This window comes from Opitutia bacterium ISCC 52 (assembly GCA_014529675.2).
Classification (GTDB): Bacteria; Verrucomicrobiota; Verrucomicrobiia; order Opitutales; family UBA2995; genus UBA2995.
Genome location: CP076040.1, coordinates 2,017,816 through 2,041,684 on the forward strand (window position 1 = coordinate 2,017,816; position 23,869 = coordinate 2,041,684).

The window sequence follows — 23,869 nt, forward strand, 5'->3', positions numbered from 1 at the left end:
ATTAGCCTTTCATTAATCAAAATCAACCCTGGTTTTTATTATGTCTCTTACTGAAAAAGAAATTACCCCAACAACACATCCTATTCCTCAGGAAGCCTTTGATTGGTATGATGAATATGCCCATGGCTTCATTGATCGTAGAACGTTTATGGCTCGACTGGCAACGATCTCAACGGGTGCCTTAACGATGGGTGTGTTACTTGGGACCTTGATGCCTGACTATCTTGCGGCAGAACAGGTGTCCTTTAACGATCCGGATATTAAGGCCAATTATGTTACTTTTCCTTCTCCGAAAGGACATCGTGAAGGTCGGGGATACTTGGTAATGCCACGTGAGCTATCAGGCAAAGCTCCTGTAGTTTTGGTGGTGCATGAGAATCGCGGTTTGAATCCTTATGTTAAGGATGTCGCTCGACGTCTTGCCAAGGACGGGTTTGTCGCCTTGGCTCCGGATGCACTTCACCCAGCAGGTGGATATCCTGGAAATGATGATGAGGGCCGCAAACTGCAAAGCGGCTTAGATCGTAGCAAGATTGAGCAGGATTTTATTGCAGCTGCTAAATTTCTTAAAACCCATGATTTGAGTAATGGAAAATTGGGTGCTGTGGGTTTTTGTTTTGGTGGTTACGTGGTGAACATGCTGGCTGCAACTGTGCCTGATACGCTTAACGCGGGAGTCCCATTCTATGGCACACCAGCAGCCGAAGAAATCCGGAAGAACATTAAAGCTCCCTTGGTCATTCAGTTGGCTGAACTCGATCGTCGTGTAAATGGAAGTTGGCCAGAATATGAAGCAGACCTTAAGGAGAATGGAAACGACTACACCATGCATATGTATGAAGGTGCCAATCATGGTTTTCATAATGACTCCACTGGAAGGTATGACGAAAAGAATGCGGAATTAGCCTGGAGCCGCACCGTCGCTCATTTTAAAAAGCATTTGGCGTAAGCTTTAAGAATTAGGTGCTTATTTGATGAGGCTGATGTATGAAATACAGGTGTATATTTAAGGTCTTCTTGTTAATATTGTTTGCGTTTGGTGCGACTGCAGCCGATCGACCCAACATCCTTCTTATTCTCTCGGACGATCACAGCTTCCCTCATTTGGGAGCTTACGGTGACATTAATTGTATTGAGAATAACATCACACCCAATCTCGACGCTTTGGCGAAGGAGGGTATGTTGTTTAATCGAGCCTATACGGCCTCTCCTCAATGTGCGCCTTCTCGTGCTTCCATCTTTGCGGGTCGATCGCCCATAGGTATTGCTGCAACTCGCTTTGCCCAACCTGCGCGTTCAGGCACTGTATTTTTCACTGACCTTCTGCGAAAAGGGGGTTACTGGGTTGGCTTAGACGGTAGGCACCAACACCTGGATGGAAGGGGGGGAGATCTGGACCATGTGACAGATACGCTCATTCAACTTGGAGTACGAGGTGAAGCCTTTGAATCCCGCTTTGATCACTTTGTCCAGATGGCGAGAACAAAAGGGGATGCCATATGGACCGTAGATGAGAAAATTGAAGCGGCCTTAGATAAGGTTTATGAGGACCAGCCTTTCTTTCTTTATTTCGGATTCAACCAACCGCATCGAAGGTGGGGAGAGGATCATGACAATATCGACCCCAACAGCCTTATCCTACCAGACGATTGGCCCGACCTATCTGAAGTAAGACTCGACTATGCGCGTTATCTAGCTGAAGTGCGGGATTTGGATACTGGGATTGGGTTGGTAGAGCATGTATTGGAGAAACGGGGATTAAAGGAGAATACGGTTGTCATTTTTATGGGTGATAATGGGGAGGCCTTGTTGCGTGGAAAAGGTACCGTATTGGATCGCGGAACGCATGTTCCACTCATGGTAAGGTGGCCGGGAAAAATCAAAGCGGATATTTCCATTGACCATTTGATCAGCGGAATTGATCTTGCCGCCACAATCCTGGATATCGCTGGTGTTGAGAAAGACCCCGGCATGAACGGACAGAGTTTTGCAAACCTCCTTTTAGACAAGGCATATACTCCACGCGAATATGTGTTTGCAGAAAGAGGATGGCACTTTGGCCCCATTACGAGAATGGACGGATTTGATCTGTCGCGTTCGGTGATGAATCAAAGATACCTTTTGATCTATAATTCCATTCCTGAACGCAGCTATTCGCCTGTAGACATGCCGAAGAATCCTGTTTGGTTGAGAATGCAGGCATTGCATGAAGCTGGAGATCTCCCCGATATTCATGAACAACTTTACTTTCAGAAACCTCGACCCATTTTCGAGTTATACGATCTCGAGAACGACCCGTTTCAACTTAGCAATCTAGCAGGCGATTCGTCTGTAACTGCGATAGAGAAAACATTGCGGATTGAAATGGACAAGTGGATGATCCGTGAAGGGGATTATTTGCCACTACCCAGTCATGCTCACCAACTGATGAGGTGAGTGGTTAGTCTTTAAATGTTTCTAGCACTGATTCTGTCCAAGCGGCGGCTGCTTCTAAGTCATTGAAAATACCAAATGGAAATTGAGCGGCATCAGCGGCCTGTTTTTCCAACTCAGCGATTTGGCGCGATGATTCTGATTGAACAATAACAGCTATGCATTTGAGAAACTTGTTCTCTTTGTTCGCCATTAGGTATACGCGGGGATCTACAGAATGCGTTTTCTTTCGGTCACCAATATAACCATAAGGTTTCGTATATTGAGTGCCGATTATTCGATTGATTTCGCGAGCTTCTTCGATACCCACTTCGGCATACAGTTTAGGAACACCGAGAATATAATTTTCATACATAGTGAAGCATCCAAACTCCAACTCGTATGTCTTGGCTGACACGACCTTGCTGACTGAGGATTTTGCTGACTGAGGATTTTGCTAAGGGTATCTAAAAAGATAACAACTCCTATTCAGGAGTCAATCTTCTTAAAGCCTCGCCGATACAGCTTCAAAGACTTGCTCTACGGATATGTCCTTCATTTGGCCGCTCTCCGCCTGGATATTGCAGTTACGCGGCTCGTCGAGTGGGTAAGCACCATAGGTGTTAATTTTTGTGGGACCAAACAGGGCAATAGTAGGTTTGGCTAAAGCGGCTGCAATATGCATGGGACCGGTGTCATTCGCAACGACCACGCATGCGTGATTCACTAAGCTGATCATTTCAGGAATAGAGGTTTTTCCTGTGGTATTAAAAAAGCGACCTCGCCCTTCAAGTTCCTCTGAAGGAATCGGAATGTGGCTGTCCCAGACTACTGATTCGTCTGGTAGCTTATCTAAAATTTTGTGTGTCAATTCACGGAAATAAGGCCATTCCTTTTCCTTTCCTCGACTGTGTGGGAGTAGAAGTATCGGAGCAGATTTGGACAAGCTTGGCTCAAACGACTCAACGGGTGGGGTGTTGAAATCGACAGCGGATACAAGTGCGGCCGGTTTTCCCAAAGCTGGAAGAAATTGAAGGAATAAGTCTACTTGGTGAGGTTCCTTTTTTTTAGGCAAATCAATGATTTTGTTACAGAAAACGCCTGAACCTTCTCGTGCATCTGCACGCCCAATTTTCAGTTTAGACTTTGCAGCCGCGATCATCAGTCCGGTTCTAAATTGGGCCTGAACATCCAAGACTGCATCGTATTCTTTTTTACGAATTTCCTTCAACAGTTTCCAGAAACCCAAAGGGCCGCCTTTGCGATTGAATGGGATTAGATGATCGACGGTTTCACATCGCTCTACAATGGCTGCAAAACGATCGCGTACAAGGAAGTCAATTTCCACGTCAGGAAAATGGTCCCGGATCGACTGGGTCAACATAAGGGCATGGAGTACGTTGCCCAATGAGGAAGGACGAATGATCAGTATCTTTTTTAAGTCCACGACAGGATGCTTATGAAAATCCTATGTGCGGTGCACCTAGTCTTCCTTCTTGTATAGCGCCGGATTCAATTCCGGATCATTGTACATTTTGAATTGGAAATATACACGAAAGCCGCGAGATCCATTTTGGCAGGCTTCTACCAGTTCAGTGAGTGCCGATCGAAGATCTTTAATTTGTTGTTGGATTACGCCTAGCTTGAATCCGCATTTTTCAATGTGATCAGATGAGGCATCGGTCCTGTCTGCCTCCTTTTGCATATGGAATTCCTTCAGAGCCATAATAGACAGGCGATCTATGATCGATCCGGGGGTCTCGCTATTCATGGGAATGCCGTCCCCAAAACGATCACCCAATAAACCAAATAGGTGTTTATCCATCTGCTCTATGAAGTCGTTCCGTTCCTGGTTGTTTTGGTCAATGGCGCGTTTCGCATGGTAGACAAATTCAAAGCCTTTGTCTTCTCGGCGAGCGTCATCTTCATGATGCCAGAGGGTGAAGTTTCGTTTGTGGTTTTCTTCCACCAGTTTCATCAGCGGATCACTCGCTGTCACGTCGCAGGGAGTTTCGTGCCAGCGCTCAGTAAGCGCTTTTTGATGGTCAGTAATTGCAGTCGGATTCAATGAATCGTCGTTCATAGTTGGTTAAACGATTTCTTTTTCAACCTGATGTTGTCAGGCAAATGAGTGATTACCAGGGGGCTTTGTCGATACCGAGTTGCTTTAGGGCTTCAGGTGGTGGGCCATCGAAGGTTTGCATGGCGTAATTTCCTACATAGCCTAGATCTTTCGCGCCAATATCAGTGGTGTAGTATCCGCCCATGGTTAGGCTTCTGAACTTGGAGAAAAATTGCGCACCGAATTTATACTCGGGAAGTGCGTCTGGCAGATAAGCTATATCATCACAGATTTCCGTAAACTCAGTTCGAGAAAGTAGATGGAAATCAGTACCAAATCGACGTTGGGACTCACGGTCAATCCAAGCTAGTCCATCAAGGATAATCGTTCGATCCTTCTGATGGTTCTCGTAAGGAGCACTGATCCATTCATCGAAAAAATCGGGCACACCCACTTCTGAAGCGCTTGGAGATTTGTCTCCGGCTTTGGGTAGAATGATGTCTGCCAATTTTTTGGTAGTCCGGAGTTGTGCCTCCGTCATGGTGCGTTCCCAAGGTACGTCTCCCTTGATCAGATCTGGATCTGTACCGTAGCCTAGACCAATCGTCTCCTGAGTTTGTCCCAGTGCTTTGGTATCCAGAAAATGTACAGTAGCTGTGGCTGCAAATATCCATTTGAGTACTGAACGACGATCCATTCGTTTGTGGCTTATGTGTTCGTTCATCTAAATGTTTCCTTTCTTCATTTCTTCCATCATGTAATCACAGGAGCGCCAGGCGATCGCCATAATCGATAGGGTTGGGTTCTTATCGGCGTTGGAACAGAACGAGGCTCCATCTGTAAGGAATAAGTTTGGCACATCCCAGCTTTGCATAAACTGATTGGTAACCGATTTCTTTTTGTTGTCTCCCATGATGGCACCACCCACTTCATGGATGATTTCTCCTGGACGATAGAGGGCCTTTTTACCGGTTGGATCGACTTCACTTGTCACTGTGCCGCCTTGCTCTATGATCAATTCGGCAAAGGTTTTGTGCATGTGCGCTGCCTGACGTATTTCATGCTCATGCCACTTCCAATGAAACTTTAGAACCGGGATGCCCCATTTGTCTTTTAGGGTATTGTCGATGCTCGCATAGCAATCATCGTTGGGGATCATCTCACCGCGACCAGAATAACCGACAAAGGAGCCATAGTAACGTCGCGCATCTTCCTTAAGCTGTTTCCCGTAGGATCCTTTTGTTAGACTCTCTATATCGCCAAGAGAAGTTGGGCCAGGCTCTCCACGCGTTCCACCGGTCTCGATGTGATAACCGCGAGGGAAATCCAGTTTTCCGGCAATCTGTTCTTTGTAGAGCCACCAAGGAGCATAAATGTGTGCTCCTCCTGCACCATCCTCATTGTGAGGAGGCATATTCTCCAACGCAGGCACATGACCACTTACTCGGGCACCGGTGGTATCCATGATATACTTGCCGAGCAGTCCACTTGAATTTCCGATGCCGTCCGGATGATGAAAACTCTGCGAATTCATCATGATCCGAATGGATTCAAGCGAGCTGGCAGCGAGTGCGATGATTCGTCCCTTTACGCTGTAGTCTTTGCCAGTGGTTTTATCGATAAAATTTACGGCGGTCGCTTTTCCACTGCTGCCCGTTTCAACCACTCGAGCCATCGCATTGGTGATGATATCCAGATTGCCAGTCGCAAGCGCAGGTGGAATGTGGACCGTCGTTGATTGGTAGTTAGCTTTGATGGAACAGCCGCGTCCACACTTAGTCGCCCAAAAGCAGGCCAGGCGCAGATCCATTTCCTTAGCTAAGGTTTCTTGAGCTTTGGGATTATTGGGGTGCAACCACTTAGGGATCTTCTTTGAATTCAACCGCTCCGTCATAACCGCACGGTGAATCGGCACGATGGGGATCCCCAATGATTTGCCGTGCTTCCGGGCAAGCAATTCAGCTGCACGAGCCTTGGGGGGAGGCATCAGCGTTCCGTTGGGTGAGTCGGGGGTATTTTCTAGGCCTTCGTTGGATCCATAGACTCCGATGAGGGCCTCCACTTTATCATAGTAGGGTGCAACATCTTCGTAAGAGAGTGGCCAGTCAAAGCCCAGGCCATCCCGAGAATAGGGTTTGAAATCGTAGGGGCCATTACGAAGAGAGATTCTACCCCAGTGGTTCGTGCGACCTCCAAGCATGCGTGCTCTCCACCAAAGAAATTCATCTTCTGGCCGATCCTGTGCTTGAGAATAAGGCTCTCCCGGAACCTGCCAACCACCGTCAACCGTTGCATCGAAGTAACCAAATGGTTTGCCTGGGGTGCTTGCTCCTCGCAAAGGCGCATGCTGATTCGTTTGAAACATGGGAGTTTCAGTTACCGGGTCGTAATCGCGGCCAGCCTCAAGCATAAGGACTTTTACGCCCTCCATGGCTAAAGTATAGGCTGTTTGTCCGCCAGCAGCACCGGAGCCTACTACAATGACGTCGTATTCAGGTTTCGTTTTACCTGCGTTGATATGGGGCATAAATACTTAAGAATGATGAGTAGTTTAGAAAAGAAAAGATGGTTTGAGAATAATGTGAAGGACTAGCTGCTGACACTGGCTTTTTCCAAATCAATCCCTTCAATTAATTTGTTACAGTCAGATTTCAAACTGTAGGCGATCGTTTCTAAAATATATCCTGTGTCTTCGATAATATCTAACCAGTAAATAGCCCTGTGGGCTTCTTTAAGTGCCAAATGCAAGGTTTCTGAATACTCCTCGCTGTTTGACTCCAGTTCGGCTGCTCTAACTAAGGCACCGATGGCAGTACGACTTTTGAGGACTTCGTTGCTGAGGACGTTCTCGTTTTTTCCATCTCTTAGCTTCTGAGCTAATTTCACAATTCTGACTGCAAAATGATAGCTTGCTTTTTTAAGCGTTTTTGAAGGCATTGAGTTTTTGTTATATGGTTCTAGAAGAAATGTGCGAAAGTAAGAAATCTATGCAGAGTTACTTCCTGCGAAAATCAGCATACTTGTCCGCGCGAACTTTGCTCATATCTACCGGGTAGTCCTGGTTTAGGAGTAGTTGTTCCTGAGTAGGTGTAGCGCTGGGCACTCCATTGGAAGGAATGTCTTTATGTGCGATCCATGCTATGGCATTTAAAACCACCTTTCGAAAATTGTCATCAACCCAGTTGTCGTGGAAATGTCCGCCAGTGAAACCAAAACCTCGGCTACCGTTGGCATTTTCGGATACCCACATCATATGTTGAAGGTCTCTACGTTTGACAGCCGCACGAGCGTCGGCGGTGGAGTTGTGATGGTGGTCTTTTTCTGGAATAACATCCAAGGGTGGTACCGCTGAGAGAATCGGAGTCACTCCTTCCATGTTGTCGCGAAAACGCATATTGAAATACCATTCGTCCTGAATGTGGAAGGGCTCAACTCCGTTTGTTACGGGATGCTCAGGTAGCTTCTTAAAATGAGCTAACCAATGAGGGTTTACCGATTTGCCTAGTTGAAAATAGCCCCCCATCCAGCGAAGAAAGCCGTCACCGGGTTCACCGTCTACTGTTTCCACTCCATAGTGGAGGCAACCGACACCCACGCCTTTGTCTGTGAGTGAATCGATGGTACCAACATGATTGTTAGCCAAGTGTTTCTGGCCGCCATCGCAATAAATGACCACGGCATCAATACCTTCGAGGAGGGACGCATCCATGGTCCAACCGGGATTGTCCTTGTTGTAGTAAACCTCTGCTTCGATACCTAAGCCACTCTCGTTGAGGGCCTTGGCAAGTAGTACGGAGCCAGCGTTGTGTTCGTGGTTGTTGTAACCGTGACTCATTTTCCCGGCTACAAATAGAACTTTGGCGGGCTGTGAAGCTTCCTGTTTACCGCAGCCGATTATGACGGAGGTTAGTACTAAAAGGCTACTAAGTAGGATCTTGGGTAGACGTGTTGAAGATTGCATAAATATAAGGGCAGTTTCTTTGTTCGACCCGAAGCTAGGAAGTGTATGTCAGCGCGTCTAGTAATTATTTGTCGAAATGCATCCTTTTTAGTCCCGGGAGCCCCTCCAGTGCATTTGAATGCCTTGGTGGGACATAGAAACCTTGTATATTTTGTCCGGGATGAATGATCATGAGAAATGATTTGTCACTGTGGCGAATTCAGATCTGTCTTAACTGCCTATCCTTATGAAAAAGATAATTCTTATTCTATCAGTAGCTATAACGATTTGCGGTATCGTTGGCTGTTCAAACTCCTCAAATAATCATCAAGGCAAAAAAGTCACCTTCCTGGTTGGCGAACATGAGTATGGGACTCCTCAATCCTTACCTAAGTTCGCAGCACAGCATCTTGATCCTTTAGGAATTGAAAGCTCGTTTATCTTCGCTGCTAGCGATGATCGCACATCAGAAGCCTGTCATACCTTTCAGGGGATAGCTGATGGGTTGGGTTCAGCAGACGTTCTGGTTATAAGTACACGCCGTCGTTATCCTCTGGAGGCCGATATGGCAAAAATCCGCCAATGGATCGATTCCGGGAAACCGACGATCATGATTCGCACGGCAAGCCATGCATTTGGGGAGCGGACGAAAGGGGAGGGTTATCAAGCTCCTTCCGGGCATGCTTCTTGGAATACCTTAGATGTGGATGTGCTCGGTGCCAGTTACCAAGGGCATTACCGCGAAAAGGAAGGGGAGAATCGATTGAATGTTAAGGCCTGGATAGAAGAATCAGCTGCATCGCATCCCATCGTCCAGCAACTTGATTTCTCGGAGCCCTTCATGATCGGGGATAAATTATACGAGTACATCGAATCCGATCCTGAAATAGAAGTTCTGTTGAGCGCCCGTTACGAGGAAGGGGAACCTGCTCATCCGGTCGCATGGACTAACCCACAAGATGGTAAGCGGGTATTCTACATGTCCCCTGGAGGTCTGGATGAAATGGCTTTACCGCAAGTTCAGTCGCTCCTGAAGTCTGCCGTAGTATGGGGATTGGATGATTAGAGCTAGAGGCTTGGTTTCTCCATTGTTTTATTAAAATACATCGGGTTTAATCCCTCCCTATGCTTACCCCAAACTGCTTCTCCCCAAAGTATTACTCTCTGGGTTTTGTCGCCTTGGCTTTGCTGTCGTCTCAAATGTTGTGGGCTCAAGTGCAACCTGGTCATGAACGACGTGAAAAGGAAGCTGCTGAATCTGGATTTAGTCCCGAGGAATCTCATGACTATTTGACTCCAGCTGCCGGTTTGGAGATCGACCTGGTCGCGTCGGAGCCAAATATCAAACAACCATCATTCCTTCGGTTCGATGAACGCGGTCGGATGTGGATGATTGAGTATCGACAATACCCGCATCCGGCTGGGCTAGAAGTCGTGGCAACAGACGAGTATTGGAGAAACGTATACAAGAAATACCCCGAGCCTCCGGGGCATCCTGATTTTGTCCCAGGTGCCGATCGAATTACGATACTTGAGGACAGTGACGGAGATGGAGGTTTTGAAAATAACACAACGTTTATCGAGGGTCTTAATATGGTCACGGGGCTTGCCTGGGATGCCAACGGAGTTTGGATTCTTCAGCCCCCATTTTTATTATTCTATGAGGACAAAGATCACGACGACGTAGTTGATGGTCCTCCGGCAGTTCATCTGCGTGGATTCGGTCTTGAGGATTCACACTCCTATGCGAATAGTTTAACCTGGGCCCCGGATGGTTGGTTGTATGGTGCGCAAGGCTCAACCGTAACCGCTGCAATCACCGTGGATGGAAGTGATGCTCCACCCATCAAAAGTGTAGGCCAATTGATGTGGCGTTATCATCCCAAGAATCATGTCTATGAGAAATTCGCTGAAGGGGGTGGTAATATCTGGAGCTGTCAGTTCGATGCAAAGGGACGTTTATTTGCGGGTGCCAATGAAGGAGGGAAGCTGGGTTATCACTACATGCAAGGCGCCTACAATAAGAAGAACTTTGGCAAGCATGGAGAGTTATCTAATCCACATACCTATGGCTACTTTTTTGGTGTGGAAGAAGCAGGCTCTCAGCGTGTGACTACGAATTTGATGGTCTATTCAGATAATGCGCTGCCGGACCGCTACCAGAACACCATCATTACTGCGAATCCGCTCATCGGGAGAGTGTTAGCTTCACGTCCAGTCAGCAGAGGTCCGACTTTTCATTCTGAGTTAGTGGATGTCATGGTTGATTCGGAGGACCGCTGGTTTCGACCTGTTTACTCAGAAAGTGGACCAGACGGGGCCGTGTATGTAGCGGATTGGTACGATCAGCAGATTAATCATATGGAAAACTTTGTCGGCCGGATGAGTCCCTCGGATGGTCGAGTGTATCGTATTCGTTCTGAAGAAGGTTATAAACCAGCCAAGCTAGACCTTAGAACTTCTTCGACCCTTGAATTGGTAAACTTATTGAAAGACCCCAGGGAATGGTATCGGGAAACGGCGCGTCGATTGATTTATCAGCGGCAGGATGAGAGTGTGCTTCCTGTATTGAGGGACTTTCTGGAAAATGAAAACGGTCAAACGGCTTTGGAGGCACTCTGGGCGATCAATTTATTAGGTGGCTTTGATAAAGAGATTCGAAAAACGGCACTGGCACACACTCATCCTCATGTTCGCAAGTGGGCTGTTCGCTTGATTGGCGATGAGAAGACAGCTGAAGATTGGGAACTCAGCACCATGAGAGATCTGGCTGCCAGTGACCCCAACATAGAAGTAAGGCAGCAACTTTCTTCGACCGCTAAACGGCTACAGATCAACGGCAGTCTTTCAATCGTCAGAGAGCTAATGAAACGAGATGAGGATGCAGAGGATGCATTTATGCCACTCTTAGTTTGGTGGGCATTAGAAGCGTTCATTTCGAATAACCCGGATCAGGTTGTGAGTCTATTTGAAGGGGGGCGACTCTTCGACGAAGCCATGGTTCAGAATTCTACCCTGGAATTTATCATGCGACGTTTGGCTGCGGAAGGTACGCGGGATTATTTACGCAAATGTGCACGTCTTCTAAAGTTGGCTCCAGATCCAGAGAGCAAACGAAATTTGTTGGCTGGATTCGAACAAGCCTATCGCGGCAGATCTATGGTAGGACTTCCAGATGAACTATTATCTGCCATCGCCACGTCTGGAGGTGGATCACTTGCCATGAGAATTAGGCAAGGAATGAATTCTGCGAGTGAAGAGGCAGAACAATTACTCGGAAACCCTTCTGCGAACGAAGATGACTTGCAGCGGGTTATTGAAGCTTTGGGTGAAGTGCCATCTCCTCCATTACTGCCTTCATTGCTTTCGCAACTGAATCGAAATAACGATTCTATACGCATCGCAAGCTTGTCGGCGTTGAGGGCGTACAATGATCCTTCTGTTGGAGAATCGATCAGTCACTCATACTCAGGATTTGAGGGCGAAGTTCAAACCGCTGCTCAAACATTACTTATGAGTCGGACCTCGTGGGCTATCACATGGATCCGGGCCGTGAAACAAGGATCGATTGCTAGAGATTTAATCCCAACTGATGCTGTCAATGGACTTCGCCGTCTAGGTGATCCTGCGTTAAGCTCACTGGTGGATGAGATCTGGCCAGAAGATAAAAACAGCAATGAGGAAGGGGCGGAGGAAATGGATCGCTTAAGAGCCATATTGAGCCAAGGAAAAACTCCTGACAGACATAAGGGACGTGAACTGTATTTGGCTCGTTGTGGAGCCTGTCATACTTTACACAATGAGGGAGGTGCGATTGGGCCTGAGCTAACCGGGTACCAGCGGAGTGATCTTCATAGCCTGCTTTTGGCTATCACCAACCCGAATGCAGAAATTCGTGAAGGCTATGAAAATCACCTGGTTCGAACGAGTGATGGTCAAATTTTGTCTGGATTCATCGTGGACCGTGATGAACACGTGGTTGTTTTAAGACCCGTCGGAGGTCAACCCGTTGTTCTAGAGGAATCTAGAATTGAAAGCATGGAAGACGTGGGTTTTTCTCTCATGCCCTCTGGACTTCTTATGGGTATGGATGAGCAATCTATTGTGGATATCTTTTCCTATATCCAGGCGCCACAGCCTTTAAACCTTAGGAAGTAGATCCACTCCGATTTTAGGCGAAATGGTATGAAAATCGCTTCATTTGGCTTGTACAAATTTTCAAACCTCTAACTGATATATTATGAAAAGTTTCTTCAATGAATTCAAAAACTTCGCCGTCAAAGGCAACATGGTTGATCTCGCTGTTGGTATCATCATTGGTACCGCTTTCAATAATGTGGTAACGACGATCGTGAAGAAGGTCGTGATGCCTCCACTGTCGATGCTCACGTCGAATGTGAATTTGTCCAATTGGCGATATGTCCTTCAACAGGGCAGCGAAGGAGTTGAAGAAATTGCTATCGGCTACGGAGAACTACTGGAAGTGTCGGTCGACTTTATGATCATTGCCCTGACTATATTTGTGGTCATCAAAGGGATGAATAACTTGAAGGCCAAAGCCGAGAATCCAAAAGACAAACAAGTGGTTACCCCGAAGGATATTGAGCTACTCTCCAATATTGAAAGCCTCTTAAAGGAACAGAATTCGTTTCTGAAAAGTAAAAGTTGAGAACGGCATAAGTCTCATTCTTAGATTTAATTTCAGTGACTCGAGGGTAGGCGGAAATTTCCGTGCCACGGATGTTTGGTGTATTTGAATAGGCTGTTTAAGTATTTCGGAGAGCGACCAATGGAAGTTTGCTCTGGACGGTATTGCCTCTCCTGCCTTTCATGAATTCTGCGAATCTCAGGATTCTTGAAATCTCAACCTACTAAGCTGTCTCATGTCATCATCTGGATCTAATCCTCGTCTCTTTCTTTGGGCTATAACGTCTGCGCTCGCTGGATTTATCTTTGGCTTTGACACCGTTGTCATTTCCGGGGCCGAACAAACGATACAGGAGTTATGGGGTCTCAGTGCTGGTATGCATGGCTGGGTTATGAGTATGGCCCTTTGGGGAACGGTTCTAGGTGCTTTGGTTGGCGGATGGCCAACCGATCGATTTGGTCGTAAGCAAACGCTTATTTGGATTGGTGCTTTATACTTTTTATCTGCGTTAGGATCAGCAATGGCTCCCGATGCCTATACGCTAATGATCGCCCGTTTCATTGGAGGAATAGGAATTGGCGTATCCACTGTAGCTGCTCCGCTTTATATTGCTGAGATTTCCCCTGCAGACAAACGTGGACGGCTGGCCGGCATGTTTCAGTTTAACATCGTATTCGGGATTCTTGTAGCCTTTCTCTCGAATTATCTGCTTGGCGGTTTGGGCGAAAATGCCTGGCGCTGGATGCTCGGTGTGGAGGCTATACCGGCTATCATATACACAGTTATGTGTTTTAGCCTTCCTGAAAGTCCGCGTTGGTTGATCGGCAAGAAAAATGACCTGGCAGCTGGCACAGAGGTATTGAAAACAATTCACCCTGAATTCACGCCAGAGGAACTGTCGGCGAAGGCAGAAGAGATCGCTGAGGCGCCTGCTAAGACATCGGCTTCATCTGGATTTTGGAGTGCTCGTTTGAGAGTTCCCATTCTGTTGGCATTTTTCATCGCCTTCTATAATCAGCTATCCGGGATCAATGCGGTGTTGTATTTCGCACCGCGAATTTTTGAACTGACGGGTCTTGAATCCAAAGCAGCATTACTTCAATCGGTCGGAATTGGGATTACCAACTTGGTTTTTACCTTTGTAGGACTGTGGCTGATTGATCGGGCAGGTAGGAAGACTTTGCTGATTATTGGATCTTTCGGTTATATTCTATCTTTAGGTCTTTGTGCTTGGGCGTTTGCGTCTGAAAACTTTGCCATCGTACCAGTCTGTATCTTTGCGTTCATTGCAGCTCATGCCGTTGGGCAAGGGGCAGTCATTTGGGTGTTTATTGGAGAAATCTTTCCCAATAAGGACCGCGCTCAAGGACAAGCTCTTGGTAGCTCCACGCACTGGATCTTTGCGGCGCTGCTTACATTATTCTTTCCCAAAATGGTGACTGCATTTTCTCCTTCCATCGTGTTTGGGTTCTTTGCATTTATGATGGTGCTGCAGTTGATCTGGGTAAAAGTTTGGGTTCCGGAAACAAGAGGAGTTCCACTTGAGAAGATTGAAAAAAGCTAGCCTCTTAACGATCCTGTCTAAATCGTTTGTTTCAAGATTTCTTCAATGAGTGAATCGTTTATTGATCAGCTTCGAGCAGACGGATTGATAACAGGCAGCTCCGCCACTTTGGAGCCCATGAAGGGAGGCGTCTCTTCTGATATATACTTACTCCGTGACGGAGAGCGATCAATGGTTGTAAAGCGTGCCTTGCCAAAACTGAAGGTTGAATCTGATTGGTTTGCAGATGTGACACGGAATGAAACCGAATGGCGGTTCATGAAGCACGTTGCCAAAACGAACCCGTCTTCTGTGCCTGAAATCATTTCTACCGGAAAAGATTATTTTGCGATGGAGTATATGGGGGAGGAATTTGCTAATTGGAAAGTCTCCATGCTTTGTGGTCGTTTTTCTACCGAATGCGCAAGAATGGCAGGGGTATTTCTTAGTGACGTACATCGTCATTCGAGAGAGAATGATGCACTTGCTCAGGAGTTCGATAAGATGGACGCCTTCTGGCAGCTCAGGATTGAGCCTTATTTCATCGCGGCTAGTGAGCAGCATCCGGAATTGGATACCATATTCCTAGAAGAATCCGAGAGGTTAGGATCTGCCAATTTGGCTCTGGTTCATGGAGACTTCAGTCCGAAAAACATTCTTGTATCAAAGGATCGTATGGTAGTCCTGGATTGTGAAGTAGCCAATTACGGTGATCCAGCTTTTGATGTCGCGTTTTTGCTCTCTCATCTGTTTCTGAAAATACTGTATCATAGAAATTACTACAAAGAAATGCGATCTTCCGTAAATGCATTTCTTGAAGCCTATGGGGTCTTTAGCTTAGACTTTGAAGCTCGAGCAGGTCGACTGTTGTTATTGTTGCTGATGGCACGAGTGGATGGGAAATCTCCTGTGGAATATTTAACCGCTGAGTCTTCCAAACTTTACCTCCGGTCATTCGTACGGCTTCAATTGATACAGAATTCCAAAGGCCTGGGGGATATTCTCGAAGATTGGGAGTCTGGTATTAAAGCTCTCCGCGTTTAGTAATTGTCTATGAAAATTACTTCTCTGAAGGCTTTTCAGATTTATGATTCTCGTGGGTTTCCTACGGTAGAATGCCACTTAGAGTTGGCGGATGGGAGCTGTGGAGTCGGTATAGTTCCGTCTGGTGCTTCTACTGGGCAATTTGAAGCCTGGGAATTAAGGGATGGTGATGTGAATCATTTGCAGGGGAAATCAGTTTTAAAGGCGATTTCCAATATCGAGGATGAGATAGCAGCCGGCATTAAGGGAATGGATGCTTTTAGCCAGGAGGAGGTTGATCAACGCATGATTCTGCTTGATGGAACTGCTAACAAAAGTCGACTGGGAGCCAACGCTATCCTGGGTGTCTCCATGGCAGTAGCGAATGCCGCAGCCAATTCTAGTGGGAAACCCTTATTTGACTACCTTGGAAAAGGTGAAGGAACTCTTCTTCCGCTTCCAGAAATTCAATTGATAGGTGGAGGCGCACATGCTGCATGGCGTACTGATATTCAAGATTTTCTTCTAATGGCGATCGGTGCAAAATCCTATGCTGAAACGCTGGAAATGACATTCAATGTCTATCATACGGCTGGTCGCTTATTAAAAGAAAAGGGCAACTTGGCTGGGATAGCAGATGAAGGGGGTTACTGGCCCAGTTTTTCTTCTCATGAAGAAATCTTTTCATTCGTGATAGAAGCCATTGCTGCAGCTGGTTATGAGCCAGGAGTAGATTTAGCTATCTCTTTGGATGTGGCTGCGAGTGATTTATATAATGAGAAAGCAGGAGTGTATCGTTTGCCGTTGGACAAAGCGGAATATTCGCCCGATGAGTTTATCACTCTACAAATAGGTTGGTGTGACCGCTTTCCAGTAGTCTCTATTGAAGATCCTCTAGCGGACACTGATTGGAAAGCTTGGAAACGATACAATGAAACCTTGGGGAACCGTCTCCAGATTATCGGGGATGATTTATTTACGACGAATACCGGCCGTATCCAGAAAGGAATACAGCAGGGGGTGGCTAATTCGGTTTTGATCAAACTTAACCAAATCGGGACCGTTTCTGAAACGATTGAAGCTATTCGACAGACTCAGGCAGCGGGTTGGAATCCGGTTGTGAGTGCACGCTCGGGAGAAACTGAGGACGCTTTTATTAGTCACCTCGCTGTGGCTACCAATGCTGGGCAGTTGAAAGTGGGATCATTTGCCCGTAGCGAGCGTATGGTCAAATGGAACGAGGTTTTGCGCATTGAACATCAACTGGGCGAAAGAGCAGAGTTTAAAGGCGGTTCAATATTACAATAAAATAGTAGTAACTCCGAATGGGGATTGAAGATTCCGCTCGTCATAGGAGCCGACTAGTTGATAGGTGTGATTTTAATGAAGTGCTCTGTTTTATTTCTCATCCTGTTGTTAAGTTCATTCTCTGCGGGCTGCAAAAAGCAAACTGAATCTATAGCCCATAATTGGCCTCAGTTTCGGGGACCCGGAGCCGGTGGCCTCGACACCACGCTTCCTACGCCAGCAAGCTGGGATGTTGAAACTGGTGAAAATGTATTATTCCGAACGCCGATTCCGGGCCTCGCTCATTCGGCTCCGATTATTTGGGGCGATCGTGTGTATCTGACAACAGCAGTAGGGCCAGGCGAGGCGGAACTGAAGATCGGGCTTTATGGGGCCATTGAAGCAGCCGAAGATCAAGGGCACCATGAATGGCGACTGTTGTCGTTGGATCGTCAATCGGGTGAAGTGATTTTTGACAAACTGGCTCACGATGGAATTCCCCAAAGTCTACGCCACACAAAAGGAACCCATTGCAATTCAACACCTGCTACTAATGGTGACTACATCGTAGCCTATCTGGGGTCAGAAGGACTGTTCTGTTTCGATATGGACGGAGAATTGGTTTGGAAGAAAGACCTTGGGAATATGGATGCGGGTTACTTTAAGGTGAAGACGGCCCAATGGGGTTTTGCTAGCTCGCCCGTAATTCATGATGGCAAGGTGATTGTTCAATGTGACGTTCAGGAAGATGCATTTTTGGCGGTCTTTGACATTGAGAATGGTGAAGAGTTGTGGCGCACAGCTCGGAGTGATGTACCCACTTGGAGCACCCCTGCTGTAGTGGATGTTTCGGGTAAGACCCAGATTCTGGTGAATGGTTGGCATCACATAGGCGCTTATGATTTCAAAACAGGTGAAGAGATCTGGAAACTGGATGGAGGAGGGGATATACCCGTTCCGACACCCATCCTTGGAGAGGGCATGGCCTACTTCACTAGTGCTCACGGAATCTATCGCCCTATGCGCGGTATCCGATATTCTGCTACGGGAGACATAACGCCTCCCGATATACAAGAAACAAACGATGCGATCGCCTGGGTACATCATCGGCGTGGAAACTACATGCAGACTCCCATCCTGATTGGTGAGAGGCTCTTCGGTTGCGATGATCGAGGGACGCTTACCTGTTTTAACGCGCAGGACGGAGCCATCCTTTTTAGTGAGCGCCTGAAAGGAAATGGATTTACTGCTTCACCGGTTTCGGATGGCATTCACCTCTACGTTACAAGTGAATTTGGAAAAATCTGGGTGGTGAAAGTAGGGGATGCATATGAGGAAGTCGGGATTTATGAGTTAGGTGACAATTGCCTGGCTACTCCAGCGATCTCTAATGGAACCTTGTATTTCCGCACTCAGAGCTCTCTGCTGGCAATTGCTGAAAATGGGTAATGCTTGAAGCATCCGATTCTCCAGGGGAATTCTCATTTTGGCGGCGATTCTCCATTATGGTCGCACTCGTGATATCGGGTGAATTGATCTTTATCTTACCGTTTGTCCTCGTCCGTATTTTTCGCCCAACCTACTTGGACGTGTTTGGATTGACGAATGCGGAACTAGGTACGGCTTTCTCTTTATTAGGTATTGTGGCGATGATTGCCTATGTACCGGGGGGAATCATTGCCGATCGTTTTACGGCACGCCGGCTTATGTCTCTTGCTCTCGTTATTACCGCGTCAGGTGGATTATACTTAAGAACGATTCCCGGTATAGTGGAGCTACGAATTCTTTATACGTTTTGGGGAGTCTCGACGATGCTCTTATTTTGGGCTGCCATGCTTCGTGCTACTCGGGAGTGTGGAGGTCGTAGCAGTCAGGGGCGCGCTTTTGGTTTTCTTGATGGAGGCCGTGGGCTCACCGCTGCCAGCTTTGCCAGCGGATCGGTGATTATTTTTTCACTGTTGCTTCCTTCCGATGCCGGACTGGCGACTTTGAAAGAGCGTACGGCTGCCTTAAAGCAGATCATTACGATATTCACCCTTATGGTATTTCTGGCCGCACTACTGGTATGGATTCTGGTTCCCGATCGCATTGCGAGTGATGTCAATAAATCAAGCAATCGATTGAGTCTGGAAGGCATACGCAAGATCCTGCCAATGCCAACCTTGTGGTTGCTCTCATTGATCGTTGTGAGTGCTTATGTGGGCATGAAAAGCGTGGCCTTCTTTTCTCAATACGCCAGCGATGTGTTTGGCTACGACGACGTAGCCGCGGCCCATTTGGGAACGGTCTCATTTTGGGTTCGTCCCTTTGCGGCCATCGGTGCTGGATTCATGGGTGATCGGTTTGGAAACTCACGTATGATTGTATTGAGTTTTCTGGTGGTAATATTGGGTGGCCTTATTTTTGCTTCTAACATCCTCGAGGCTGGAATCTACTGGACGATAGTCGGAACGGTGGTTTTCACCAACATCGGGATATATGCCTTGCGGGGGATTTACTTTTCACTCTTCCAAGAGGCCAGAATGCCGATGGTATATACGGGCAGCGCCATTGGACTTATTTCTGTGATTGGGTATTCACCGGATATATTTTCTGCCTATGTGTTTGGTCTTCTAATTGATAGTTCCCCGGGTGCCTTAGGGTATCAATATGTGTTTGGATTGGTGGCTGTCTTTGCTCTCATAGGTCTGGTGGCCACTGTTTACTTCCAGAGACTCGTTAAGAGCAAGTAGGAGAGGGTGTTGAGCTAATTATTAAGAACTTGTTTATTTAAATACTTCTTAACCTGCCTGTTACAGGGTGAATGTTCGGGGCATCATTTAATGATGCGTAGAATAATGATCGTCGAATAATCAAATAAAGATTCGAGTTGCTCCCTCCGAGTTATCTGAGCAGGGTACGTATTCAGAATGTTTAGACGAATCTCCCTTCCTGCGCCCCTCATTTCAACCTGCATTGTTTTCATTGCTTTCAGCTTCAATATCCTGGCTGCTCAAGCATCCATTCATGCTTATGTTGGGGCGAAACTGTATCCCATTTCATCAGATCCTATTGAGCAGGGTGTCTTGCTTGTGAAAGATGGACATATACTCGCCGTAGGAACTACGGATGAGATTACCATACCAGATGATGCGGTGATTACGGACGTATCCGGCAAGGTCATAATGCCTGGCCTGGTTTGCACTCACAGTCATATTGGTCAGGTGAGCGGGGCAGACGCATCCGGTCCCATTCAACCTGAAGTTCGTGCTTATGATTCCATCAATGTACGGGATTCGCGAATCGAGAAAGCACGAGCTGGAGGAATTACAACCGCCAATATTATGCCTGGTTCCGGGCATCTTCTCAGCGGTCAAACGATTTATCTCAAATTGCGAGACGGCAATTCTGTTGATGATTTAGTGATTCGCACTGTGGACGGTACCATTGCAGGTGGAATCAAAATGGCGAATGGCACCAATCCAAGAAAAGGTGCACCCTTTCCTGGGACCCGCGCAAAGTCTGCCGCACTTGTTCGGGAACAGTATATTAAGGCTCAAGAATATCAGAAGAAACTCCAAGCTGCTGCGGATGATCCTGAGAAAGATCCTCCAGAAAGAGATTTAGGATTGGAGGCCTTGGTGGAGGTGCTCGAAGGCAAGCGAGTCGTGCACCATCATACACATCGGCATGATGACATTTTGACGGTGCTTCGATTAAAGGAAGAGTTTGGTTTTCGTTTGGTGCTGCAGCATGTCAGTGAGGCCTGGAAGGTGGCGGATGAAATTGCCGCTGCTGATGTTCCTTGTTCGATCATTTATTTAGACAGTCCGGGAGGAAAACTGGAGGCCAGGGATATTGATTGGCGGAACGGAGCTGAACTCGAAAAGCGCGGAGTGGTTACGGGGTTTCATACAGATGATGGCGTTACGGATTCTCGTTGGTTCTTAAGGTCAGCAGGGTTTGCCGTGCGAGCCGGCATGTCAGAAAGCGGTGCCCTCTATGGCATGACAATGGCTGGAGCGCTTATGCTGGATTTGGATGATCGCATTGGGTCGCTTACGTCAGGAAAAGATGCAGACTTTATTGTCCTCAACGGAAATCCCCTAAGTGTTTACACGCGTATCGAGCAAACCTGGGTCGAAGGTGAGAAAGTCTTTGATCTATCAGATCCACAAGATCGACTCTGGGCTAACGGAGGTTACGGAGCGGGTACCCCTAGAACCTTGCAGCTTTGCTGTTATCAGCACTTGGAGAACTAAGAGATGAAGTCTAAAAACACATTTATTTGTATTCTAGTCACCTTCTACTGCATTGCGGGTTCGTTATCAGCCAACCTGGCGGTGAAGGGAGAAACTGTTTATACCATGGCAGATGAGGTGATCAAAGCAGGTGTTGTTTTGATTGAGGATGGCAAGATATCCCAGATAGGTAGCGCAGATGAGGTAAATATTCCAGATGGTTGGAACACGCTTTCAGCTGCTGTAGTAACCCCTGGACTCGTAGACGCTCATACCACTGTGGGGCTTTCTGGGATGCTCAATCAGGCTCATGATCAGGAGCAGGTTGAAAAGTCAGCTCCCATGCAACCGGAACTCCGTGCCATAGATGCTTACAATGCTCGAGATGAATTGGTCGATTGGGTTAGGAATCTCGCGGTTACAACGGTTCACACGGGCCACGGCCCTGGATCCCTCATTTCAGGTCAGACGATGATTCTAAAAACGGATCAGAAAGCCATAGGTGACGACGTAATGGTTCCCTTTGCCATGGTAACTGGATCATTGGGAACAGGTGGTATTAACCGTGAAGCCAAGAAGTCGCCAGGGACACGAGCAAAGGCCATTGCGCTGTTGCGAACCGAATTAATCAAAGCCGACGAATACCAGGCTAAATTAGAAACGGCGGAAGAGGGAAAAGAACCATCGCGGAATCTTAGGCTGGAAGCACTCGTTGATGTTTTGCAGGGAAAGAACCCTTTGCTTCTAACAGCACATCGGCACCAGGATATTGGCGCGGCGTTACGTTTAGCTGAGGAGTTTGGCTTTAAGCTGATTTTGGATGGTGCCAGTGAAGCGCATCTGATGTTGGAAGCCATCAAGAAGGCCGATGTGTCTGTAATCGTTCATCCCACCATGATGCGTGCTGGGGGAGATGGAGAGAATATGACTTTAGAGATGGCTGCAATTCTTGAAAGAGAGGGTATTCCTTTCGCCATACAAAGTGGATTTGAATCTTACGTTCCGAAGACCCGTGTGGTTCTATTTGAAGCAGGAATGGCTGCCGCTTATGGCCTACCATTTGAAGCTGCACTGAGCTCTATCACCATAGATGCTGCCCGAATATTGGGTGTGGACGACCGGGTCGGCTCACTTGAGGTCGGAAAGGATGCAGATTTGGCTCTGTTTGATGGGGACCCGTTTGAATACGTGACTCATTGCACCGCAGTAATTATCAATGGGAAAGTTGTCAGCGAAACGTCCCGATAAAGGCTCATTTAATTGATTCATCCTGGATCTCGTCCTCGCAGTTTCAGCTAGGCTAAGAAAAGCGAAAGTTTTTACTTGCTGAGAATCACTCCATTCCCAAGTTCCGATTCTTTGACCACCGGAGAGATGGCAGAGTGGCCGTTCCGAGGAGCGAAGTGACGACACAAGCGAAGCGACCATGCGAAAATGAGACCTTCTGCCTCAATAAAAATTATGACATTTTACTTGCCGAGAATCGGTCTACTCCTAATTTCCGATTCTTTGACCACCGGAGAGATGGCAGAGTGGTCGAATGCGGTGGTCTTGAAAACCATTGTGCCGAAAGGTACCGGGGGTTCGAATCCCTCTCTCTCCGCCACTTTTAAGAGACCTGTGTCTACACAGGTTTTTTAATGTACAGTAATCTAATGTGTTTCCCGGGATGAGAACCCCGGGGTTGTTTTCTTGTGGTCATGTCGCTCTTCGTGCCCGGTAGTTCACGAGCAAAGGGAGTACCAAGGGTTAATCCGACAGCAAAGCGAAAACAGCCAGCCATCCCTCCGTCACAGCGCTTTTATTAAGCTCACTTTTTCCCGCTATGCCGAATAATCAGCCATCCATTCATGATATGGTGAAACAATATATAAAAGGTCGGCCCCATAGCGATGAAAGGATTCAAGTAGCTAAGTGAAATCCAAATCGTGAGCATGGCATGTTTCTGACCCAGCGAGGAGGAAGCTTCCAGATTGAATCGTTTACCTCCTAAAAAGTAACCAAGTGTGTATCCGAGTGCACAGAGTATGAATGAGATAATCGCCACAAAAAGCAATTGCGTAGAGGATACGTCATTCTGGTTCTTCAAGTAATTCGCTGCAGAAGCCACAGCCAAGATAATGGCCCATATCCAAATAAAGAAGGTATAACGTCCGATCTTGCTTATCTGAAGTGCCAATCTGGGTAACAGAAAACGAATCCCAAATGCAATCGTGAGAGGTCCCAGTAATACAAGGAATGTACGACTGGTGATATGAACCAAGTCGATCGGGATATCTTGGCCGGCCAGAAGGGGGACCGAAAAAGGTATGACGAACGCCATCACCGTATTGGTTAATAGGGTTGAGGTAGCGGCAAAGGCCACATTGCGATTTATCAACACCATAATGACTGGTGCTGCGATCGCAGTCGGTGTGATTCCGACCATGAATGCGCTCAGTGCCAAATCCGTTGACCATGACCTCAATATTATAAACGGCACGAAGCCCATGAGAAGATTGGTTCCCAGGATATAAAAGTGAATTCGCGTTAGAGGATTACCTTCCAGGGGCATTGTCAGGTAGGCCATGAACAATACAAAGATCACGATGTATTGAATCAGAAAGGAGGATTCGCCAATCTCTGAGAAAATGAAGCCTATGATAAAAGCTCCAAGTAAGCAGAGAGTCCGGGGCAATCCATTCATACTACTACCAACTGACCCAAAAGGTTATTATTTCCAAGGTGGAAAGTG

20 protein-coding genes and 1 tRNA gene are annotated in these 23,869 nt (G+C 47.0%); 13 read left to right on the top strand and 8 right to left on the bottom strand.

What is annotated here, in order from left to right; all coding sequences use genetic code 11:
- Positions 1 to 40 precede the first annotated feature (40 nt).
- Together GA003_08595 and GA003_08600 are read left to right on the top strand one after the other, a co-directional pair.
- On the top strand, positions 41 to 949 hold the full coding sequence (locus GA003_08595) for a dienelactone hydrolase family protein (protein ID QXD30004.1): 909 nt from the start codon (positions 41 to 43) through the stop codon (positions 947 to 949).
- Positions 950 to 987: 38 nt separating this feature from the next.
- Positions 988 to 2,436: a sulfatase gene (locus GA003_08600; GenBank protein QXD30005.1), complete on the top strand. Its 1,449-nt coding sequence runs from the start codon at positions 988 to 990 to the stop codon at positions 2,434 to 2,436.
- Positions 2,437 to 2,440: 4 nt separating this feature from the next.
- Here the strand turns inward: GA003_08600 and GA003_08605 are convergent, their stop codons facing one another.
- From GA003_08605 to GA003_08635, 7 genes are all read right to left on the bottom strand, one after another.
- On the bottom strand, positions 2,441 to 2,830 hold the full coding sequence (locus tag GA003_08605) for a hypothetical protein (protein QXD30006.1): 390 nt from the start codon (positions 2,828 to 2,830) through the stop codon (positions 2,441 to 2,443).
- Positions 2,831 to 2,917: 87 nt separating this feature from the next.
- Positions 2,918 to 3,859, bottom strand: a complete 942-nt coding sequence (locus GA003_08610) for a glycosyltransferase family 9 protein (protein QXD30007.1) — start codon at positions 3,857 to 3,859, stop codon at positions 2,918 to 2,920.
- A gap of 36 nt (positions 3,860 to 3,895) precedes the next feature.
- Positions 3,896 to 4,495 (bottom strand): DUF4254 domain-containing protein, encoded by a 600-nt coding sequence (locus GA003_08615; GenBank protein QXD30008.1) that lies wholly within the window; start codon positions 4,493 to 4,495, stop codon positions 3,896 to 3,898.
- A 52-nt stretch (positions 4,496 to 4,547) separates the two neighbouring features.
- On the bottom strand, positions 4,548 to 5,198 hold the full coding sequence (locus GA003_08620) for a gluconate 2-dehydrogenase subunit 3 family protein (GenBank protein ID QXD30009.1): 651 nt from the start codon (positions 5,196 to 5,198) through the stop codon (positions 4,548 to 4,550).
- A complete protein-coding gene (locus tag GA003_08625) occupies positions 5,199 to 7,001 on the bottom strand; it encodes a GMC family oxidoreductase (protein ID QXD30010.1) in 1,803 nt (600 codons plus the stop codon).
- 62 nt (positions 7,002 to 7,063) lie between these two features.
- On the bottom strand, positions 7,064 to 7,411 hold the full coding sequence (locus GA003_08630; protein ID QXD30011.1) for a four helix bundle protein: 348 nt from the start codon (positions 7,409 to 7,411) through the stop codon (positions 7,064 to 7,066).
- A 58-nt stretch (positions 7,412 to 7,469) separates the two neighbouring features.
- Positions 7,470 to 8,435 (bottom strand): ThuA domain-containing protein, encoded by a 966-nt coding sequence (locus tag GA003_08635; protein QXD30012.1) that lies wholly within the window; start codon positions 8,433 to 8,435, stop codon positions 7,470 to 7,472.
- Between the two features lie 226 nt (positions 8,436 to 8,661).
- On the opposite strand from GA003_08635, the gene GA003_08640 reads away from it, so the two are divergent.
- The 11 genes from GA003_08640 (at position 8,662) to GA003_08690 (ending at position 22,741) form a co-directional block, all read left to right on the top strand.
- A complete protein-coding gene (locus GA003_08640; GenBank protein ID QXD30013.1) occupies positions 8,662 to 9,480 on the top strand; it encodes a ThuA domain-containing protein in 819 nt (272 codons plus the stop codon).
- A 59-nt stretch (positions 9,481 to 9,539) separates the two neighbouring features.
- Positions 9,540 to 12,572: a dehydrogenase gene (locus tag GA003_08645; protein QXD30014.1), complete on the top strand. Its 3,033-nt coding sequence runs from the start codon at positions 9,540 to 9,542 to the stop codon at positions 12,570 to 12,572.
- Between the two features lie 82 nt (positions 12,573 to 12,654).
- A complete protein-coding gene (gene mscL / locus GA003_08650; protein QXD30015.1) occupies positions 12,655 to 13,083 on the top strand; it encodes a large-conductance mechanosensitive channel protein MscL in 429 nt (142 codons plus the stop codon).
- A 214-nt stretch (positions 13,084 to 13,297) separates the two neighbouring features.
- A complete protein-coding gene (locus GA003_08655) occupies positions 13,298 to 14,626 on the top strand; it encodes a sugar porter family MFS transporter (protein QXD30016.1) in 1,329 nt (442 codons plus the stop codon).
- A 45-nt stretch (positions 14,627 to 14,671) separates the two neighbouring features.
- The gene (locus GA003_08660) at positions 14,672 to 15,649 is read left to right on the top strand and encodes an aminoglycoside phosphotransferase family protein (protein QXD30017.1); all 978 of its coding nucleotides are present in this window, start codon (positions 14,672 to 14,674) and stop codon (positions 15,647 to 15,649) included.
- Between the two features lie 9 nt (positions 15,650 to 15,658).
- Positions 15,659 to 16,936, top strand: coding sequence for a phosphopyruvate hydratase (eno, locus tag GA003_08665; protein QXD30018.1), 1,278 nt, complete (start codon positions 15,659 to 15,661; stop codon positions 16,934 to 16,936).
- A 75-nt stretch (positions 16,937 to 17,011) separates the two neighbouring features.
- Positions 17,012 to 18,364, top strand: a complete 1,353-nt coding sequence (locus GA003_08670; GenBank protein ID QXD30019.1) for a PQQ-like beta-propeller repeat protein — start codon at positions 17,012 to 17,014, stop codon at positions 18,362 to 18,364.
- On the top strand, positions 18,364 to 19,647 hold the full coding sequence (locus GA003_08675) for an MFS transporter (protein QXD30020.1): 1,284 nt from the start codon (positions 18,364 to 18,366) through the stop codon (positions 19,645 to 19,647). Before GA003_08670 ends, GA003_08675 begins: the two co-directional genes overlap by 1 nt.
- 177 nt (positions 19,648 to 19,824) lie before the next feature.
- Positions 19,825 to 21,156 carry an amidohydrolase family protein gene (locus GA003_08680; GenBank protein ID QXD30021.1) on the top strand — a complete coding sequence of 444 codons (1,332 nt, stop codon included), beginning with the start codon at positions 19,825 to 19,827 and terminating at the stop codon, positions 21,154 to 21,156.
- A gap of 3 nt (positions 21,157 to 21,159) precedes the next feature.
- A complete protein-coding gene (locus GA003_08685; GenBank protein QXD30022.1) occupies positions 21,160 to 22,383 on the top strand; it encodes an amidohydrolase family protein in 1,224 nt (407 codons plus the stop codon).
- A gap of 270 nt (positions 22,384 to 22,653) precedes the next feature.
- Positions 22,654 to 22,741 (top strand) — tRNA-Ser (locus GA003_08690).
- Positions 22,742 to 22,945: 204 nt separating this feature from the next.
- Here GA003_08690 and GA003_08695 read toward each other — a convergent pair.
- Positions 22,946 to 23,821: a hypothetical protein gene (locus GA003_08695; GenBank protein QXD30023.1), complete on the bottom strand. Its 876-nt coding sequence runs from the start codon at positions 23,819 to 23,821 to the stop codon at positions 22,946 to 22,948.
- Positions 23,822 to 23,869: the final 48 nt, after the last annotated feature.

Excerpts from the sequence above, each read along its gene's own strand:
- GA003_08595 (QXD30004.1), top strand. The coding sequence starts at position 41 with ATGTCTCTTACTGAAAAAGAAATTACCCCAACAACACATCCTATTCCT.
- GA003_08600 (QXD30005.1), top strand. The coding sequence starts at position 988 with ATGAAATACAGGTGTATATTTAAGGTCTTCTTGTTAATATTGTTTGCG.
- GA003_08615 (QXD30008.1), bottom strand. The coding sequence starts at position 4,495 with ATGAACGACGATTCATTGAATCCGACTGCAATTACTGACCATCAAAAA.
- GA003_08620 (QXD30009.1), bottom strand. The coding sequence starts at position 5,198 with ATGAACGAACACATAAGCCACAAACGAATGGATCGTCGTTCAGTACTC.
- GA003_08625 (QXD30010.1), bottom strand. The coding sequence starts at position 7,001 with ATGCCCCATATCAACGCAGGTAAAACGAAACCTGAATACGACGTCATT.
- GA003_08630 (QXD30011.1), bottom strand. The coding sequence starts at position 7,411 with ATGCCTTCAAAAACGCTTAAAAAAGCAAGCTATCATTTTGCAGTCAGA.
- GA003_08635 (QXD30012.1), bottom strand. The coding sequence starts at position 8,435 with ATGCAATCTTCAACACGTCTACCCAAGATCCTACTTAGTAGCCTTTTA.
- GA003_08640 (QXD30013.1), top strand. The coding sequence starts at position 8,662 with ATGAAAAAGATAATTCTTATTCTATCAGTAGCTATAACGATTTGCGGT.
- GA003_08645 (QXD30014.1), top strand. The coding sequence starts at position 9,540 with ATGCTTACCCCAAACTGCTTCTCCCCAAAGTATTACTCTCTGGGTTTT.
- mscL (QXD30015.1), top strand. The coding sequence starts at position 12,655 with ATGAAAAGTTTCTTCAATGAATTCAAAAACTTCGCCGTCAAAGGCAAC.
- GA003_08655 (QXD30016.1), top strand. The coding sequence starts at position 13,298 with ATGTCATCATCTGGATCTAATCCTCGTCTCTTTCTTTGGGCTATAACG.
- GA003_08660 (QXD30017.1), top strand. The coding sequence starts at position 14,672 with ATGAGTGAATCGTTTATTGATCAGCTTCGAGCAGACGGATTGATAACA.
- eno (QXD30018.1), top strand. The coding sequence starts at position 15,659 with ATGAAAATTACTTCTCTGAAGGCTTTTCAGATTTATGATTCTCGTGGG.
- GA003_08670 (QXD30019.1), top strand. The coding sequence starts at position 17,012 with ATGAAGTGCTCTGTTTTATTTCTCATCCTGTTGTTAAGTTCATTCTCT.
- GA003_08675 (QXD30020.1), top strand. The coding sequence starts at position 18,364 with ATGCTTGAAGCATCCGATTCTCCAGGGGAATTCTCATTTTGGCGGCGA.
- GA003_08680 (QXD30021.1), top strand. The coding sequence starts at position 19,825 with ATGTTTAGACGAATCTCCCTTCCTGCGCCCCTCATTTCAACCTGCATT.
- GA003_08685 (QXD30022.1), top strand. The coding sequence starts at position 21,160 with ATGAAGTCTAAAAACACATTTATTTGTATTCTAGTCACCTTCTACTGC.
- GA003_08695 (QXD30023.1), bottom strand. The coding sequence starts at position 23,821 with ATGAATGGATTGCCCCGGACTCTCTGCTTACTTGGAGCTTTTATCATA.